The sequence below is a fragment of the uncultured Fibrobacter sp. genome, assembly GCF_937877005.1.
Taxonomy (GTDB): Bacteria; Fibrobacterota; Fibrobacteria; order Fibrobacterales; family Fibrobacteraceae; genus Fibrobacter.
Window position 1 is genome coordinate 1 of the sequence record NZ_CALEFV010000305.1, and the last position, 14,587, is coordinate 14,587.

Here is a 14,587-nt window from a genome sequence, read left to right on the forward strand (position 1 = left end):
CTTGTTCCGGGATCGCCTTTAGCAAAAAGGGACCGCAGCGATGCGGCCCTTTTTGCGTAGTATAACGATTCTGCTTATTGCTGTCGAGAACAATTCTCATACTGCTTTATAGGGAGTTCGCAAGTGTTCGCATAAGACAGCTTCGTTCTTTTTATTGTCCCATTTGCCGGAATCCCAAAGATCGTCCATGTCTTTTTCAACCCTCTTGGCAAAGACATCCATCAGGGCAACACGAATTTCTTCCAAAGACTCAGAATCCTTGGCGAAAGAGAACATCTTTAGAAGATGTAGCTGTGTCGGGTTCAGAACTTCCATATAAACCTCCCTCATAATATACATTATTCAAAATTGATATGCCAACCCAATTCGCCTTGAAACTCCTGTTTTGGTGAAAAAAATAAAAAGCGAATCATACAGGCGTTAAATAAAAGGGCTGCTTGATTATCTGTATTCATTGAAATGCGGCCCTTTTTCTATATTTCTCTTGTAAATCAAAAAGAGGACTTCAAGATGAAAAAGCTTTTAGCGATGTTTGCGGCGGTTGCGTGTGCCGCGGTTCTTTCTGCCTGCAACGACCAGAAGGCGGAATCCAAGACTCAGGCCGATGAATCCCTGAACAAGGTGAAGGCGGCGGGCGAGTTCGTGCTCGGTCTCGACGATTCTTTTCCGCCGATGGGTTTCCGCGACAAGGACAACAACATCGTGGGTTTCGATATCGACCTCGCCACCGAAGTTTGTGCGCGCCTGGGCGTGAAGCTCAAGACGCAGCCGATTTCCTGGGACGCGAAGGAGCAGGAACTGAACACCGGCAAGATTGACTGCATCTGGAACGGCATGAGCGTGGACAGCGCCCGTGCAAAGGCGATGAACCTGAGCGACCCGTATCTCAAGAACCGCATGATTTTCACGGTGAAGGATAAGGCTCTTGTAAATCTCGCTGCCCTCGTCGGCAAGAAGATTGCCGTGCAGAACGGTTCTACCGCCCAGAAGCTTTTGGATGCCTCCGAAGCGGGCAAGGCTGCCAAGGAAATCGTCCCGTTTGATGACAACCAGACGGCGCTCATGGATTTGGACAAGGGCGGTGTTGACGCCGTGTTCCTGGACGAAATCGTGGCCAAGTACTGGATAGTGACGAACGCGAAGGACTACACGGTGCTCAAGGAAGGCCTTTCCGACGAAGTCTATGCCGTGGGTTTCCGCAAAAAAGACCAGGCCCTGCGTGATGCCGTGAATTCCACCTTGGCTGCCATGAAGGCCGACGGCAAGTTCGACGAAATCTCTGCCAAGTGGTTCGGAAAATAGGTATGGGCTCGCTCCCTGCGGGAGCTTTGAGGTATGAGCTCAGCGCAGTGCGCTTCTGAGGTTATTCATGTCGGAACTATCAACGCTTTTGCCCATTCTCTGGGGCGGCTTCTGCACGACGCTCGCCATTTTCGGGCTTACGCTCCTGTTCTCGATTCCGCTGGGTCTGCTCATTGCGGTCCTCAAGATGAGCAAGTGGCGCGTGGTGCGTTACCCGGTGTCGTTCTACATCTCGGTGATGCGCGGTACCCCATTGCTGCTCCAGATTGTGGCGATTTATTTCGGCTCCTACTACCTGAGCGAATATGCGGGCGTGGATTTTTCGTTTGACCGCTTCCCGGCGGTGATTGTGGCGTTTTCGATAAACTATGCGGCCTACTTTGCCGAGATTTTCCGCGGGGGCATACAGTCCATACCCAAGGGGCAGTACGAGGCGGCTTACATGCTGGGCATGACCCGCACGCAGACGTTCTTCCGTATTATCCTCCCGCAGGTGGTGAAGCGCGTGGTACCCGCGAGCGCCAACGAAGTCATCACCCTGGTGAAGGACACCTCCCTTGCGCAGGTAATTGCGGTGACGGAACTTTTTGCGCTGGCCAAGAAACAGCAGGCTGCCTATGCGAGCATTTACCCGCTGTTCGTGGCGGGCGTGTTCTACTATGTGGCGAACCTTTTGCTGAGCGTGCTTTTTGCCTACGTGGAACGCAAGCTCAATTACTATAAGTGAGGCGTGGAATGGAAAACGTGAATGAATCTGCGCCGATCCTCAAGGTAGAACACGTCAAGAAGTCCTTTGGCGACTTGCATGTGCTCAAGGATATCTCTTTTGACCTGAAGGCGGGCGAGGTGCTCTCGATTATCGGACCCAGCGGTTCCGGCAAGAGTACGCTGTTGCGTTGCCTTACCCAGCTCGAAACGGTTGATGGCGGCCTGGTGCAGGTCGACGGCAAGGACATGGTGGTGCCTGGCGCTTCGGCGAAGGGACCTTTAGGCTCTGGACCGGCGGTCAAGTATGCGCCGGCGAAAACGCTCCGCGATATTCGACTTTCTACGGGGCTCGTGTTCCAGAACTTCAACCTGTTCCCGCACTTGACGGTGCTTCAGAATATCTGCCTCGCTCCGGTGCGTGTGCTGGGGGACGAACGCAAGGATGCCCGCGCTATGGGGCGGTTCTTGCTCAAGCGCATGGGCCTTGAAGGCAAGGAAAACGCTTACCCCTGCGAGCTCAGCGGTGGCCAACAGCAGCGCGTGTCCATTGCCCGCGCTCTCGCGATGAACCCGAAGATTCTTTTCTTTGACGAACCCACCTCTGCGCTGGACCCGGAACTCACCGGCGAAGTGCTCAAGATTATCAAGAAACTTGCCGAAGACAAGATGACCATGGTCATCGTGACTCACGAGATGGCTTTTGCCCGCGACGTGGCCGACAAAGTCATCTTCATGGATGGCGGCGTCATCGTGGAGCAGGGAACCCCCGACCACGTGTTCCACGAATCGGGCAACGAGCGCCTGGCGCAGTTCTTGTCCAGGTTCACAAATACTTGATTTTTGATTCCGGGGCTGTTGTCGGCGACATTTATACCGCTACTTTTTTTATTTTAAGAAAAGTGAGGTTGTTGTGAACAGAATCCTGAAATTCCTGTTTTCGCTAGCTATGGCCCTGTTCTTTGCGGCCTGCAGCGATTCCTCCAGTTCTTCTAGTGACGAAGACCAGGTGCTGCTCAGCACCACCGTCAAGAAAGACGGTATCGACATGCTGAGCTTTGGTAGCCTGAATCTGAACGTGACGGCGGATTCGTTCCTTGCGGTATTTGAACTGGGGGACATTGTGACGGTGATGGTGGACGGTTACGACACCCTGGAAGTTCCCGTTGTGCCGGACTACGATGTCGTTTCTCCCGGGGAACTGTTGCTGCGTGTGGTGTCGGGAAAGCCCCATGTGACTCTGGGCATCAACTTTGGTCAACTTGCCGTAGCTCTTGGCATTGCAGAAAACGCCCCCGAGGGTTCGGAATACCCCTACCGGCTGAAAGACGTCAAGTTGCCAATCGAGGTGAACATTGCCCTGAAAGACAAGGGCGGCTTCAAGGAAAACCTTGAAATGCTGGAATACCAGAACTACGGGCTGGACATGGAGAATTACCCGGACCTGTCCGTGGCGGATTTTGCCAACTTTAGGGAAATCACCACCACGGGAATGGGGGATGGCGTGCTGGAAGCCGAAGATTTCGAAAATGTTGACCTGGTCAAGGCCACGGAACAGTACCTGGAAAAGCTGGGACTGTCCCAAAATGAAATTGCGGACCTGAAGGAGCGCCTGGCGGGAGATAGATTCTTATCAAAAGCTATATTTGAAATGTAATATGGATTCTATCAAACTTTTTTTTCAAAACGCCATTCAAGGATTTTTTGATCATTCAATGCTTCAGCGCTTGCTGTTGAGCCTGCTTTTGCTGGGAAATGCAAAACTCCTATTGGTTTTTCTAAAGTTTACTATAAATCATGCGGAAAACCGTGGATTGGACTCTTCGGCGAAACCTCTTGTATATTCGTTATTTTCCTACGGCATATACACGATTACTTTGTTGTTAGTGCTCCATGTTCTGGGGGTCAATACGGCAGGAATTGTCGCTTTGGTCGGTGCGGCGAGCTTGGCTGTTGGACTCGCCCTTAAGGATGCTCTTTCCAATATTGCTTCAGGATTGTTGCTTTTGTTCCTACGTCCGTTCAAGGCGGGGGATTACATTGAGTGCGGAAACATTAAGGGCAACATTATTGGAATTGGGCTATTCAATACGACTTTCCGAACGGTAGATGGACTTTTTATCTCGGCACCGAATACATCCTTGTGGGGGCAGCCCATTGTCAATTACAGCAAGAACACGCTCCGTAGACTTGAAATAACGATCGGCATCGATTATGGGGATTCTCCCGAAAAGGCGCTGGATGTCATGCGCGATGTCGTTGCATCCGAACCTCTCTTTATGCGTAAGCCCGAACCCCAGTTCTTCGTTTCGTCGCTGGAGGATAGTTCCATAAATGTGACATTCCGGGCCTGGGCCCGTACGCAGGATTATTTTACCCTGCGTTGGAAGTATACAGCCGAAATGCGCAAGCGTTTTGCAGAAGAAAACATAACGATTCCGTTCCCACAGCGTACAATACATGTCGTAAACAGCGATATTCGCGTTTAGATTAGAAAAAAAAGGCTCTAGCTTGCTTGTTTTTTCCCTTTTTTATTAGATTTGTTAGAGATATATCAAGGATGTATAATGTCTTCGATAAATTTTGCGACAAGAGAAATTAGTTGTAAGGTTGTTTATTATGGGCCTGGTCTTAGTGGAAAGACGACCAACTTGCAGGTCATCCACCAGAAAATGCCCCAGGACAAACGTACCGACATGGTGTCCCTCGCGACTGAGGGTGACCGTACGCTCTTTTTTGACTTTTTACCCCTAAATCTTGGTGACATCAAGGGGTTCAAGACGAGGTTCCAGCTCTATACGGTTCCTGGTCAGGTTTATTACAATAGTACCCGTAAACTCGTTCTTCGTGGTGTAGATGGTATCGTTTTTGTAGCGGACTCCCAGAGGTCCCGCCAGGCTGAAAATATTGAAAGTCTGCAGAACCTGCGTCAGAACCTGCAGGATTACGGCATGGATTTGGATGATATGCCCTTTGTTCTGCAGTATAACAAGCGTGACATGGATAATGTTTTCACGCTCGACGAACTGAATGCGGAACTCAATCCACGCAATGTTCCCTTTTTCCCGGCGACGGCTCACAATGGTAAAGGCGTTGTGACGACATTGAAGACAATCGCCATGCTTGTGATTGAAAAGTTCAATGTGAAGCAGGGCTTCTTGCGTCAGGCCGCGGCGAATGCCAACAATACGGGAGTCCATGATGTGTCGCTGACCAAGGAAGGAGTTTCTGTTCGTGAAACGCAGCCCCAGAATCAGCCGACTCAGGCCGCCAATACGGCATCTCCGTTCCGTATGCCTTCTTTTGCGGCAAAGCCGCCTGCAGCGGGTACATCTCCTGCGCAACCTACGACTGCCGGGGCCGGTCTGTTCCAGAAGGGAGCCACATCCTCGCCCTTTGGTCGTCCCCGTGTGGCGACGACGGTTCCGCGTATGCCAACATTTGGACGCGAAGTGGCGAAGCCGAACAACGATGCGGATGATGAAATTGAATTGCGTCCGTATGTTCCAAAAAAGAAATAATTCATTTGGAGTTCCCTAATGAGTGATTTTGCAATTTATTCAGATGATGCCGAAAAGGTTCGCCGATTGATGTCCGCTTACCAGGCGAGCGTCAAGGCTGAATATATCGTGCTTTGCCACCGCGATGGATCCATCATTGCTGAGGTTGGCTCTTTGGGTATCGATGCGACTCCGCTCGCCGTGTTGAGTACGGCCTCTTTCGACTCCGCTCGTCAGGTAGGCATGATGCTTGGAGGCGAAAATTTCCAGTCGGTGTCTTACTCCGGCGAAAATCGATCCATCTATATTGCTCCGGTGGATCAGGCTCTGTTGTTGGTCCAGATTTTCCCGGGCTCCAGATTGCCGAACCGTATTGACGATTTCAATCGTCTGCTTGTCGAAAAATTGGTGGACGCTGTTCCTGCCTTTACGCAGAACACGAGCCGTCTAGTCCGATAGGAACTTGTCGTGGCAAAAATTCCGCCACTTAGAAACCTTCGTAAAACGACAATCGTGGTGATTGCCGTTTTTTTAGGATTCTTGATACATCGACTAGTATCGGTCTACATGGGAGATGTCAAAATTCGCGAGACAGCCGAAGCGGAACTCTCACTTGCGCGCAGTGTGGTCTGTAGTCATATTGTTAACGGAACTCCGTTCGGTGTCGATAGCGTTTTTGAGGAAGGAACCCGACTGTATCATTACTCTACGGTCTCGTCTGCGTTGCAGTTGGGGGATGATTCTCTGATGCATATCTGGTTCAACGGAGCCGATACCGTTCAGAAGACGGTGTGCAACATGACGCAGGATGTCTGCCTTACGACTATTGTTCCGTCTTTGTTGAAGGCGGGGGAGTGGAGTGTAGATCTGGTTGCGGGCCGTCGACTGTTATCTACAAGACAGTTTGTTGTTGAACCTAGTGATAGGTAGCCGCGATGTCCCGACATTTCTGTTTGGGACTTCTTTTTCTTGCGACGATGTCCTTCGGCATGGATGTTGATTCTTTGCCGGTCTGGGATCCGTCGGTGCTGGTTCGCGGGGAATCCTTTGATCAAAAAGACGACACAACTCTCCGTAAAGACTCTCTGGAAACGCATGGCTACAAGACGATTCAGGTGACCGTGGGTGATGGGGGAACTCAGGTTGATCAGGAACTCCGCCTTTCGATTACAGGCAAATTAACTGACAGCGTCTATGTGGATGCTTTGCTTTCCGATGTGGGGCGTAAGGCCGGAGACCAGACTACGGCTACACTTCGCGAGGTGGATCAGATTTATTTCAGGGTGGAATCTCCTCACTATCTGCTGCATTTGGGTGACTTGACCTGGGTAGATTCGTCTATGGGTCTGTATGGAATAGAGCGGGCTACACTAGGAGCGATGGCTGGTGTTCGGGGTGATTTCGGTGGAGGCTTTTCGCAAGTTCGCGGTGTCGCGGGAACGGATGAAGTGCAGCGGCTTACGCGGACATTCCGTGGCGTAAGTGGTCAGCAGCAGGGTTATTCGCTTGACGGCGCCGGAAATTTTATTGCAGTCGTTCCCGAATCGGAGACCGTATGGTTGAATGGAGTACGTCTTGAACGTGGTAGGGACTATTTGGTTAATTATGCGGGAGGCATGCTTGACTTCAGGGGGGCGGTCCTTCCGAGTTTTGACGATGAAATTCGTGTGGAATACGATGCCTACGAAGATGACAATATCTATACGCTATATGGGGCATCCGCATGCTATCGGCATCCGAACCTTTACCTGGACATTTCGGGCTTTAGGCTAGAGAACGATGTGGATCGACTGAAATATGGCGTATGGACCGATGAAGATTATGCGCTTCTCAAGGCGGACCGTGGGGAAGAGTTTGTTCGTGATGATACCTTGCCAGCTTTGCATCGTCCAGTCCGCACCGACCGTATGGGAGCGAGGCTTCGTCTTCAGCGGAACCGTCAGTTCTATGCCGATTTGGAGATGGCGATGAATCGCGTGGATTCCAATACTGTTTCATACAAGGTAAATGGCCCCAAAGGACGAGCCTTCCGCTGGTTTGTGACGTCGGATTCGACTCGTGACCTAATCCATTTTCCTTTGGCAATGTCTGTTTATGGCAATCGTGTGCAGCAGGGCTTTGATATTCTACGGTTCCAGGGCTCGGATTTGGACTGGAACCTGTACGGATTGCGCGATAACTGGGACTTGGCTTATGTGGATACATCATTCCTGGATGACGACCTGTTGCATGACGAATTTACGATGCGCACTCGCTTTACAAATGAATGGTTCGGTAGTGCCCAGTGGGGATACCGCCGCAATGCAGATGAAGACTGGAATTCCTCGAGAGTGGAGCTAGGTGTACAGCACCGGAATCGGAAAGCCCTAAGCGAACTGGCGTTAATTCGGGTTTCAAGCTTGCAGGACCAGGAAATGGAACGATACCAGGGAACATTGAATGCGGATTATCTGCAGGGAATGTTCCGGCCATTTGGCAAAGGCGATTTGCGCTATACGAAAATCGATGCAAATGGAGTGCAGGACGAGGTCATGTACGGTAAGTCGTCAAGTGGCCTGGGCGTGTTTTTCGATCAGGGAGAAATTCGCGAGAGTCTTGGCGGTCGCATGGCAAAGCGTCGTGGCGATACCTATGGCGACGATTGGGCGGATTCTTTGTGGGCATCAACTTGGGTGCAAGAAGCCAATTATTCAAGTCGTTATTTTAATCTGACCCATTTATTGCAATATGAGCGTGTACGGATGGATTCGTCTTCGAGTGAAAATAGCTGGCTTGCAAATGTCGATTCTCGATTTGGAGCGGAGGAATTGGGGTGGCAGGGAAATGTCTCTTACAAGTTGGGACTGACAGAAGAACAGATTTACACGGCGGTTTATAAGGCTGTGGCGAAGGGAACGGGCGATGTCCGTTATGATAGCCTGACGGGTGCCTACATCGAGGGGGTAGATAACGGAGATTTCGTCTACGAAGGTCTGGGGCGTAACGATTCTGTGGGGGCAGTTCTTTCGTCTGATGCTGCATTCAATATGAGCTTGCGTTTTAATCCGGGGGTTGCGATCGGGATTCATGATGGATTCTTGCGTGATGTAACCTTTGGTGGTTCCTATGAAGGCGAAGGAAGCGATACTACGGGAAGAAAGATGTATTTTCCACCTGTTACCAGGTCGCAGCTGCACCGCACGACGTCAGGTCGCATGGCTGTTGAGGGCCTGGTTGACTGGCAGCATCCATCGGGAATGTCGCTCGCCTATAAGCCTGGGGCATCGTTCGATAAGAAGCTTTCTTCGATTTCCTATTACGAGACTTCTTATTCCCATGATTTCGAGGCCGGATATCGCATCAACTTGGATCATTTTGTGGGAGCGACGCTGCTTCTGCAGAAAAATGAACTTTCCGCGATACAGGAATGGAACTGGGACATTTATGACGGTTCCCTGCGTTACCGATACGATTTCCTGCAAGGTTTCTTTGTACAACCGCTCGGGCGTTATCGTACGGGGGAGGGGTCCGATGGCAGTGGCTATGCAGAGGGCGAATTCGATGCGCATCTTTGGGAGGGGGCTCTCCGCGTCGGTTACGACAAACGAAAAAAAGTGAACTCCTATGCAAATTTCTCGGTAGTGCAGGTGGATAGTCGTGGGGATGTCATTCCCTATCAGGTCATGTCTGGATATGGTGATGGTCGTACCTATCGATTCGAATTTTCTTTATCGGTGGATATCAATGACTTCCTTTCGATGGGTGCTTTGTATATATTGCGTTTTGGCGATGCAGAAGAAAATATTTTCCAGAAACTGAGTACCGAAGCGAGGGCGTACTTCTGATGAGGTGGTTGCTGGCTTTGTTGTTGCTTTGTATTCCCGCTTGTGCAGCGGAACTTTGTCGCATTGCCGCTGTTCATTGGGAGGGTGAGCATGATGCTTTCGATGAAGTGCAGATGCAGTGGCTTGTGGGAGAATCTTGCTCAAGTTGGGGTGTCGCACGCGAACAGTTGTTGCGTTTCTATGAGAACCATGGCTTCCTTGCGGCAAGATTGCAGGGAGAGATTGATTCGGCCGGAGTTTTGACTTTACATCTCAATCGCGGTTTAGCTTGGGTTTGGGCGGAACCCGAGAATGCAGATTCTTCGGGTAGTAGGATTGACGTGTTCCGTAGGCAGACGGGAATCGTGGCCGGCAATCTAGTATCTCCTCTTGACTTACAGCGTTCCGACCTTAAAATGGCCCGGATTGGTTATTACGACCGGACTGCTCCGGTTCAGATGTTCCGCGATCCGGCTCGGAATAGGATTATTCCATTGTATCACATGCGGGCTGCGACGATATCGGAAGCCTATGCCTTGATAACTTACTCCAGCGAGACCGACGTGTGGGAAGGTAATGTGAATGTATCGCTCTACAATATCCGCGGAACCGCCAGAGACTTGCTCTTGCAGGGTTACACTGCCGATGACTCCCGTCGATTGGAAGGATCCTATAAGGAACCGTGGATTTTTGGTACCGAATGGAATCTGGTTGCTAGGGGCTACTTCGACGAAGATTCCTCCACGCGCGATGCTTATGGTGAACTAGGTGTTTCGCGCGATATCGGTTTTGACTTTACTGTGGGCGTATTCGTTGGCGTCGGCAAGCACCGTAAAACTTCGTCATTGGAACTTTCGTATGTGTCGTTGGACCGTTTTGTTTTGCCGCGTTCGGGTATGCGCTTTCAGGGAGTCGTTGCGTGGAACATGGACCGTCCGGATTCCTTGGACAATTACCTGAAGGCGTCCGCTTCGTTCTCGAGATTCTTGCCTCTCTATGGCAATTGGATAACGCGCTTCAGCGGGGCCGCCGGCGGAATTTTCCCGACCGATGCGTCGCTTGACCGTTTCGACTATTTTGCGCTGGGCGGCATGGATAGCTTCAAGGGCATGGACGTTCGCTTTATGCGCAGTCGCGCCTATGGCTTCTCGGAATTTGCAATCCTCTGGCAAGATGGCTATGACTTAAGCATCGAGGCGTTCTACCAGCCGGGGCTTTACCGTTCCTTCAGCCGCCCCGACCGTGGCTGGAAACGCGAACAGGACTACGGTATAGCCTTTACGCAGTACCGCGGCAACTGGAGTGTGAACCTGTACTACGCTCTCCGCAATGGCGAAAATTACTTGGACGGAATAATTGGATTTGGTCTCAAGACTCTATTCTGAGAGACCTGAAAGGGTGTGCTGCTGCAGCATTATTTGTTACTTTCGAGCATGTCCAGGGCGAGCTTGGACAAGTAATTGGTGGGGAAGCCGCCTGCTTTACTGAATGTCACTTCCCCTTTTTTATTCATTGCGACCATGTAGGGGACGCCCTTCACATCAATATGGAACGCAGGTTCATAAGTGTTGTACCAATAGAATGTTTTCCAATCCCAGGGAATGTCTCGTTGGTATAACCATTGGCGGATTTCGTCTTTGGATTCGCCATGGACGCAGAATAATATGTTGATTTTATTTTTTCTGAAGAATTCTGTTAGTTCTTTTAGGGCACTGATTTCTCTGACGCAGACGGGACACCATGTGCCCATAAAGAAGACGAATGTTCCGCTTTCGCCAGCGACTTCGTTCAGGCTGAAGGTCTTGTCTTCCAGATTGTAGAGGGTGATGTTTCCATCGATTTTTGTGCTGAACGGATTAAAGCCTTTTACGTACACGACGTAATAGGCTGTCAATGCGAGAACGACAAGAATGATTAGTTTTTTCAAGGTCATGTTTTTAATATATCTTTTTTTCGAAGATAAGTAAAAAAAGATATTCTTCTGCTTGACCTTAGAAATTCTAAATATGTGCTGTTGCGTTGGTCGCTAAACCGGAGTTTTACTTTTCTCGCCGGCGATTTCTCGTACAAGTTTCGGCACCAGATAGCCAGGGAGCTTGGTGCGGATTTCTGCAATCAGCTTGCGGGCTTCTTCATCGCCAACTTCAAAATGGGCGACCCCGTTTGCGTGGTCCAGCTGGTGCAGGTAGTAGGGGAGCACGCCCTGCTCGAAAAGTTTGTGGCACAAGGCGGTGAGCTTGATGGCTTCATCGCTGATTCCCCGCAAGAGCACGCTCTGGTTCAGAAGCGTCCAACCGCTAAAGCGTAATTGTGTAAATACGGTAGCCGATTCCTCGTCTAGTTCGTCGGCGTGGTCCACATGTGACACCAGAACGCAGCTAAACCTGGCCGGCAGTTCGCGCAGCAGTTCAAAATGCTGCATCACCAGGTCCGGGCGCATCACGGGGAGTCTCGTGTGGATGCGGAGCGTGGTAACCGAGGGGTGCATCGCGATCGCTTCAATCAGTTCGCGGAAGGCGCCGGGATCGAGTGTCAACGGGTCGCCGCCCGAAAGAATCACTTCCCAGACGTCGGTATGGGTGTCGAGCCAGTGGCTCACCTGGCGCGCCACGTCGGGTGTGTTCTGGAAGGGGTAGTTCTTGCGGAAACAGAAGCGGCAACGGGCACCGCAGGTGGCGGTCGAGACAATCAGGGCTCGTTGGTCGTATTTCTGGATCACACAGTCGGATTTTCCGGCCGGTAAATCGCCTACGGGGTCGTCTACAAATCCATCAACTTTCTTGAGTTCGTCCTTGGTGGGCAAAATTTCGCGCAACAGGGCGGCAGGGTCGCCAGCCTTCTTGATCAGGTCGGCGTAATGCCTAGAACAAAGGAACGGAAACTTCGGGTTCAGGTCAAGGTCGGCAAGTGCGGTCGTTTTGGCAATGACTGTCGCCAAATCGGATCCCAAATAGTCCAAAAAGTCAGGGATTTGCGTAAAAACGGTAACGGGGCTTTCCATTATATTGCTAAATTTAGAATCAAAATCAACAAGAGGATAATATGGGTACTGTAAGCACCAACGAATTCCGCAAGAAACTTAAAATTATGGTTGATGGTCAGCCGTACGAAATCATCGAAAACCAGTTCGTGAAGCCGGGTAAGGGCCAGGCCTTTAACCGTGTTCGCATCAAGAACTTGGTGACCGGCCGCACCCTCGAACGCACTTGGAAGAGTGGCGATACGGTTGAAGAAGCCGACGTGACCTTCACCGAAATGACCTACCTCTACAATGACGGTTCTACTTGGTATTTCTTGAACAACGAAACTCAGGAAACTGAAGAAATCTCCAAGGAAGCTCTCAATGGCTGCGAAGTTTGGCTTCTCGATGGCGCTACTGTCGAAGTCACTTGGTGGAAGGACCCGAAGACTCAGGCTACGCTTCCGATCGAAGTGATTCCGCCTACCTTCGTTGACCTCATGATCATCGACGCTCCTCCGGCAGTCCAGGGCAACACCAGCGGTAACGTGATGCGTGAATGCACCGTTGAAACCGGCGCCAAGGTGATGATCCCGCTCTTCATCGAGAACAACACCAAGATCCGCGTGGACACCCGCGACGGTTCTTACCTCGAACGCGCAAAGTAATTTTCACTTTGTCATCCTGAGCGAAGCCCGTAAGGGCGAAGTCGAAGGATCTAGAAATTCGAAACGCTCCTGGCTACGGCTGGGAGATTTCTTTGTATGCATTGACAATCTGTCTATAAAATAAGGGCGCCGGGGGCGCCTTTTGTGTTTTTTTCAGGATAATTTTAAGATGGATGTTTGAAAAAGAAGGGATGTCATGAGATTTTTAAATAAATTCTCAGGTTTCGTGCCGGCAGCATGTTTTGCTGCGGGCTTGTTGTTGTTCGGAGCAATTCAGGCGAATGCCGCTCCGGACCCGAATTTCCACATCTACATCGCGTACGGCCAGTCCAACATGGGTGGCACTGCCGATGCCCAGAGCGCCGACAAGGTCGAAAACCCGCGTTTCAAGATTTTTGCCTCGCAAAAGTGCAGTGGCAAGGGCCGCAACACCATCGGCGAGGTCTATCCGGCGGTGCCCTCGCTCTTCAACTGCGGCAACACGATTTCGATTGCCGACTGGTTCGGGCGCACGATGGCCGACAGCATGCCCGACGTGACTATCGGGATTATTCCGGTCGCGGTGGGTGGCGCAAGCATCAAGCTCTTCGACCAGGACCAGTACGCAAGCTACCTCTCTACGGCAGAAAGCTGGCTCCAGAACTACGCGAAGGAATACGCGAGCGACGGCAACGTCACCAAGACGATTATCGATATCGCGAAGAAGGCGCAGCAGGTGGGCGTCATCAAGGGGTTCATCTTCCACCAGGGAGAAACCGACGGCGGCTACCCGGACTGGCCGAAAATCGTGAAGAAAACCCGCGACGATATCCTCAAGGCGCTCGACATGAGTTCCGACACGGTGCCGTTCGTGGCGGGTGAGCTCTTGCGCGAAGGTTGTTGCTATTCCAATCGCGTATCGCAGCTCCCGAATTCCATGGACAACACTTACTACGCGTCGTCCGAGGGCCTTGGCGGCAATGGCGTGGATCGTTTCCATTTCAACCATGATGCCTACGTGACGTTCGGCAAGCGTTATGCGGAGCAGATGCTCAAGGCGATTAATCGCGCCCCGGTAGAACCCGTTCCGCAGAAGCCGTTCAAAGGTAAGCCGTTTGAAATTCCGGGCAAGATTGAGGCGGAAGACTTCGACATTCCGGGTGTCGGCTCGGGCAATGACTCCTACAAGGAAAACGATTCCGAAGACCATGGCGGTAGCAATTACCGCGAAGGTACGGGCGTCGACATTTACAAGAAGGCGACGGGCTACATCGTGGGCTACAACCAGGAAGGCGAATGGCTGGAATACACCGTGAACGTCAAGGAAGCGGGCGACTACACCTTCTTTGCTGCCGTTGCATCGGCCAATGAGACTTCCGGTTTCCAGATGTCGCTTGACGGCAAGAACATCACCGACGTAATCTCTGTCCCGAAAAACGAAGGCGAGGACAACTACGACGACTACAACAAGGTGCGTGCGATGGTTAACCTCCCTGCGGGCGAACACATATTGCGCTTTACGGTAATCGGTTCCTGGATGGACGTAGACTACTTCACCTTCGTGAAGGGCAAGGACGCGACCGACCCCGAACCGATTGGCGGCGATAATGGCGGCGACAATCCTCCTGATTTCATCAAACCCGCGTTATCGCACGCAGCCGGAGCCGAAAG

Annotated in this window: 14 protein-coding genes and 1 pseudogene; 12 read left to right on the forward strand and 3 right to left on the reverse strand. The window is 51.3% G+C overall.

What is annotated here, in order from left to right:
* Positions 1-96 precede the first annotated feature (96 nt).
* Positions 97-315, reverse strand: a complete 219-nt coding sequence (locus Q0628_RS13525; protein WP_072811069.1) for a hypothetical protein — start codon at positions 313-315, stop codon at positions 97-99.
* Between the two features lie 195 nt (positions 316-510).
* Between Q0628_RS13525 and Q0628_RS13530 the strand changes: the two genes are divergently transcribed.
* The 10 genes and pseudogenes from Q0628_RS13530 (at position 511) to Q0628_RS13575 (ending at position 10,695) form a co-directional block, all read left to right on the forward strand.
* A complete protein-coding gene (locus Q0628_RS13530; RefSeq protein ID WP_298771832.1) occupies positions 511-1,302 on the forward strand; it encodes an amino acid ABC transporter substrate-binding protein in 792 nt (263 codons plus the stop codon).
* Positions 1,303-1,369: 67 nt separating this feature from the next.
* Positions 1,370-2,029, forward strand: a complete 660-nt coding sequence (locus Q0628_RS13535) for an amino acid ABC transporter permease (RefSeq protein WP_072978795.1) — start codon at positions 1,370-1,372, stop codon at positions 2,027-2,029.
* A gap of 8 nt (positions 2,030-2,037) precedes the next feature.
* Entirely contained in the window at positions 2,038-2,847 is an 810-nt protein-coding gene (locus tag Q0628_RS13540; protein WP_298771837.1) for an amino acid ABC transporter ATP-binding protein, read from the forward strand.
* 73 nt (positions 2,848-2,920) lie between these two features.
* A complete protein-coding gene (locus Q0628_RS13545; protein WP_298771839.1) occupies positions 2,921-3,664 on the forward strand; it encodes a hypothetical protein in 744 nt (247 codons plus the stop codon).
* Positions 3,665-3,722: 58 nt separating this feature from the next.
* Entirely contained in the window at positions 3,723-4,496 is a 774-nt protein-coding gene (locus Q0628_RS13550) for a mechanosensitive ion channel family protein (protein WP_298771841.1), read from the forward strand.
* Between the two features lie 78 nt (positions 4,497-4,574).
* Positions 4,575-5,162 (forward strand): annotated as a pseudogene (locus tag Q0628_RS15800) (GTPase domain-containing protein); the annotation flags it as partial.
* A 384-nt stretch (positions 5,163-5,546) separates the two neighbouring features.
* A complete protein-coding gene (locus tag Q0628_RS13560; protein ID WP_298771846.1) occupies positions 5,547-5,966 on the forward strand; it encodes a roadblock/LC7 domain-containing protein in 420 nt (139 codons plus the stop codon).
* A gap of 9 nt (positions 5,967-5,975) precedes the next feature.
* Positions 5,976-6,437: a hypothetical protein gene (locus tag Q0628_RS13565; RefSeq protein WP_298771848.1), complete on the forward strand. Its 462-nt coding sequence runs from the start codon at positions 5,976-5,978 to the stop codon at positions 6,435-6,437.
* 23 nt (positions 6,438-6,460) lie between these two features.
* Positions 6,461-9,331 (forward strand): hypothetical protein, encoded by a 2,871-nt coding sequence (locus tag Q0628_RS13570; protein WP_298771850.1) that lies wholly within the window; start codon positions 6,461-6,463, stop codon positions 9,329-9,331.
* Positions 9,331-10,695, forward strand: a complete 1,365-nt coding sequence (locus tag Q0628_RS13575) for a BamA/TamA family outer membrane protein (protein WP_298771852.1) — start codon at positions 9,331-9,333, stop codon at positions 10,693-10,695. Before Q0628_RS13570 ends, Q0628_RS13575 begins: the two co-directional genes overlap by 1 nt.
* Positions 10,696-10,724: 29 nt before the next feature.
* Here the strand turns inward: Q0628_RS13575 and Q0628_RS13580 are convergent, their stop codons facing one another.
* Positions 10,725-11,243 carry a redoxin domain-containing protein gene (locus Q0628_RS13580; RefSeq protein ID WP_298771854.1) on the reverse strand — a complete coding sequence of 173 codons (519 nt, stop codon included), beginning with the start codon at positions 11,241-11,243 and terminating at the stop codon, positions 10,725-10,727.
* 93 nt (positions 11,244-11,336) lie between these two features.
* Positions 11,337-12,311 (reverse strand): KamA family radical SAM protein, encoded by a 975-nt coding sequence (locus Q0628_RS13585; RefSeq protein ID WP_298771856.1) that lies wholly within the window; start codon positions 12,309-12,311, stop codon positions 11,337-11,339.
* A gap of 41 nt (positions 12,312-12,352) precedes the next feature.
* On the opposite strand from Q0628_RS13585, the gene efp reads away from it, so the two are divergent.
* Both efp and Q0628_RS13595 read left to right on the forward strand, forming a co-directional pair.
* On the forward strand, positions 12,353-12,937 hold the full coding sequence (efp, locus tag Q0628_RS13590) for an elongation factor P (protein ID WP_072978494.1): 585 nt from the start codon (positions 12,353-12,355) through the stop codon (positions 12,935-12,937).
* 196 nt (positions 12,938-13,133) lie between these two features.
* Positions 13,134-14,587 (forward strand): sialate O-acetylesterase (locus Q0628_RS13595; RefSeq protein WP_298771858.1); only part of this gene is annotated, 1,454 nt, incomplete at its 3' end.

Coding starts and splice junctions, on each gene's coding strand:
- Q0628_RS13525 (WP_072811069.1), bottom strand. CDS start 315: ATGGAAGTTCTGAACCCGACACAGCTACATCTTCTAAAGATGTTCTCT.
- Q0628_RS13530 (WP_298771832.1), top strand. CDS start 511: ATGAAAAAGCTTTTAGCGATGTTTGCGGCGGTTGCGTGTGCCGCGGTT.
- Q0628_RS13535 (WP_072978795.1), top strand. CDS start 1,370: ATGTCGGAACTATCAACGCTTTTGCCCATTCTCTGGGGCGGCTTCTGC.
- Q0628_RS13540 (WP_298771837.1), top strand. CDS start 2,038: ATGGAAAACGTGAATGAATCTGCGCCGATCCTCAAGGTAGAACACGTC.
- Q0628_RS13550 (WP_298771841.1), top strand. CDS start 3,723: ATGCTTCAGCGCTTGCTGTTGAGCCTGCTTTTGCTGGGAAATGCAAAA.
- Q0628_RS13560 (WP_298771846.1), top strand. CDS start 5,547: ATGAGTGATTTTGCAATTTATTCAGATGATGCCGAAAAGGTTCGCCGA.
- Q0628_RS13575 (WP_298771852.1), top strand. CDS start 9,331: ATGAGGTGGTTGCTGGCTTTGTTGTTGCTTTGTATTCCCGCTTGTGCA.
- Q0628_RS13580 (WP_298771854.1), bottom strand. CDS start 11,243: ATGACCTTGAAAAAACTAATCATTCTTGTCGTTCTCGCATTGACAGCC.
- Q0628_RS13585 (WP_298771856.1), bottom strand. CDS start 12,311: ATGGAAAGCCCCGTTACCGTTTTTACGCAAATCCCTGACTTTTTGGAC.
- efp (WP_072978494.1), top strand. CDS start 12,353: ATGGGTACTGTAAGCACCAACGAATTCCGCAAGAAACTTAAAATTATG.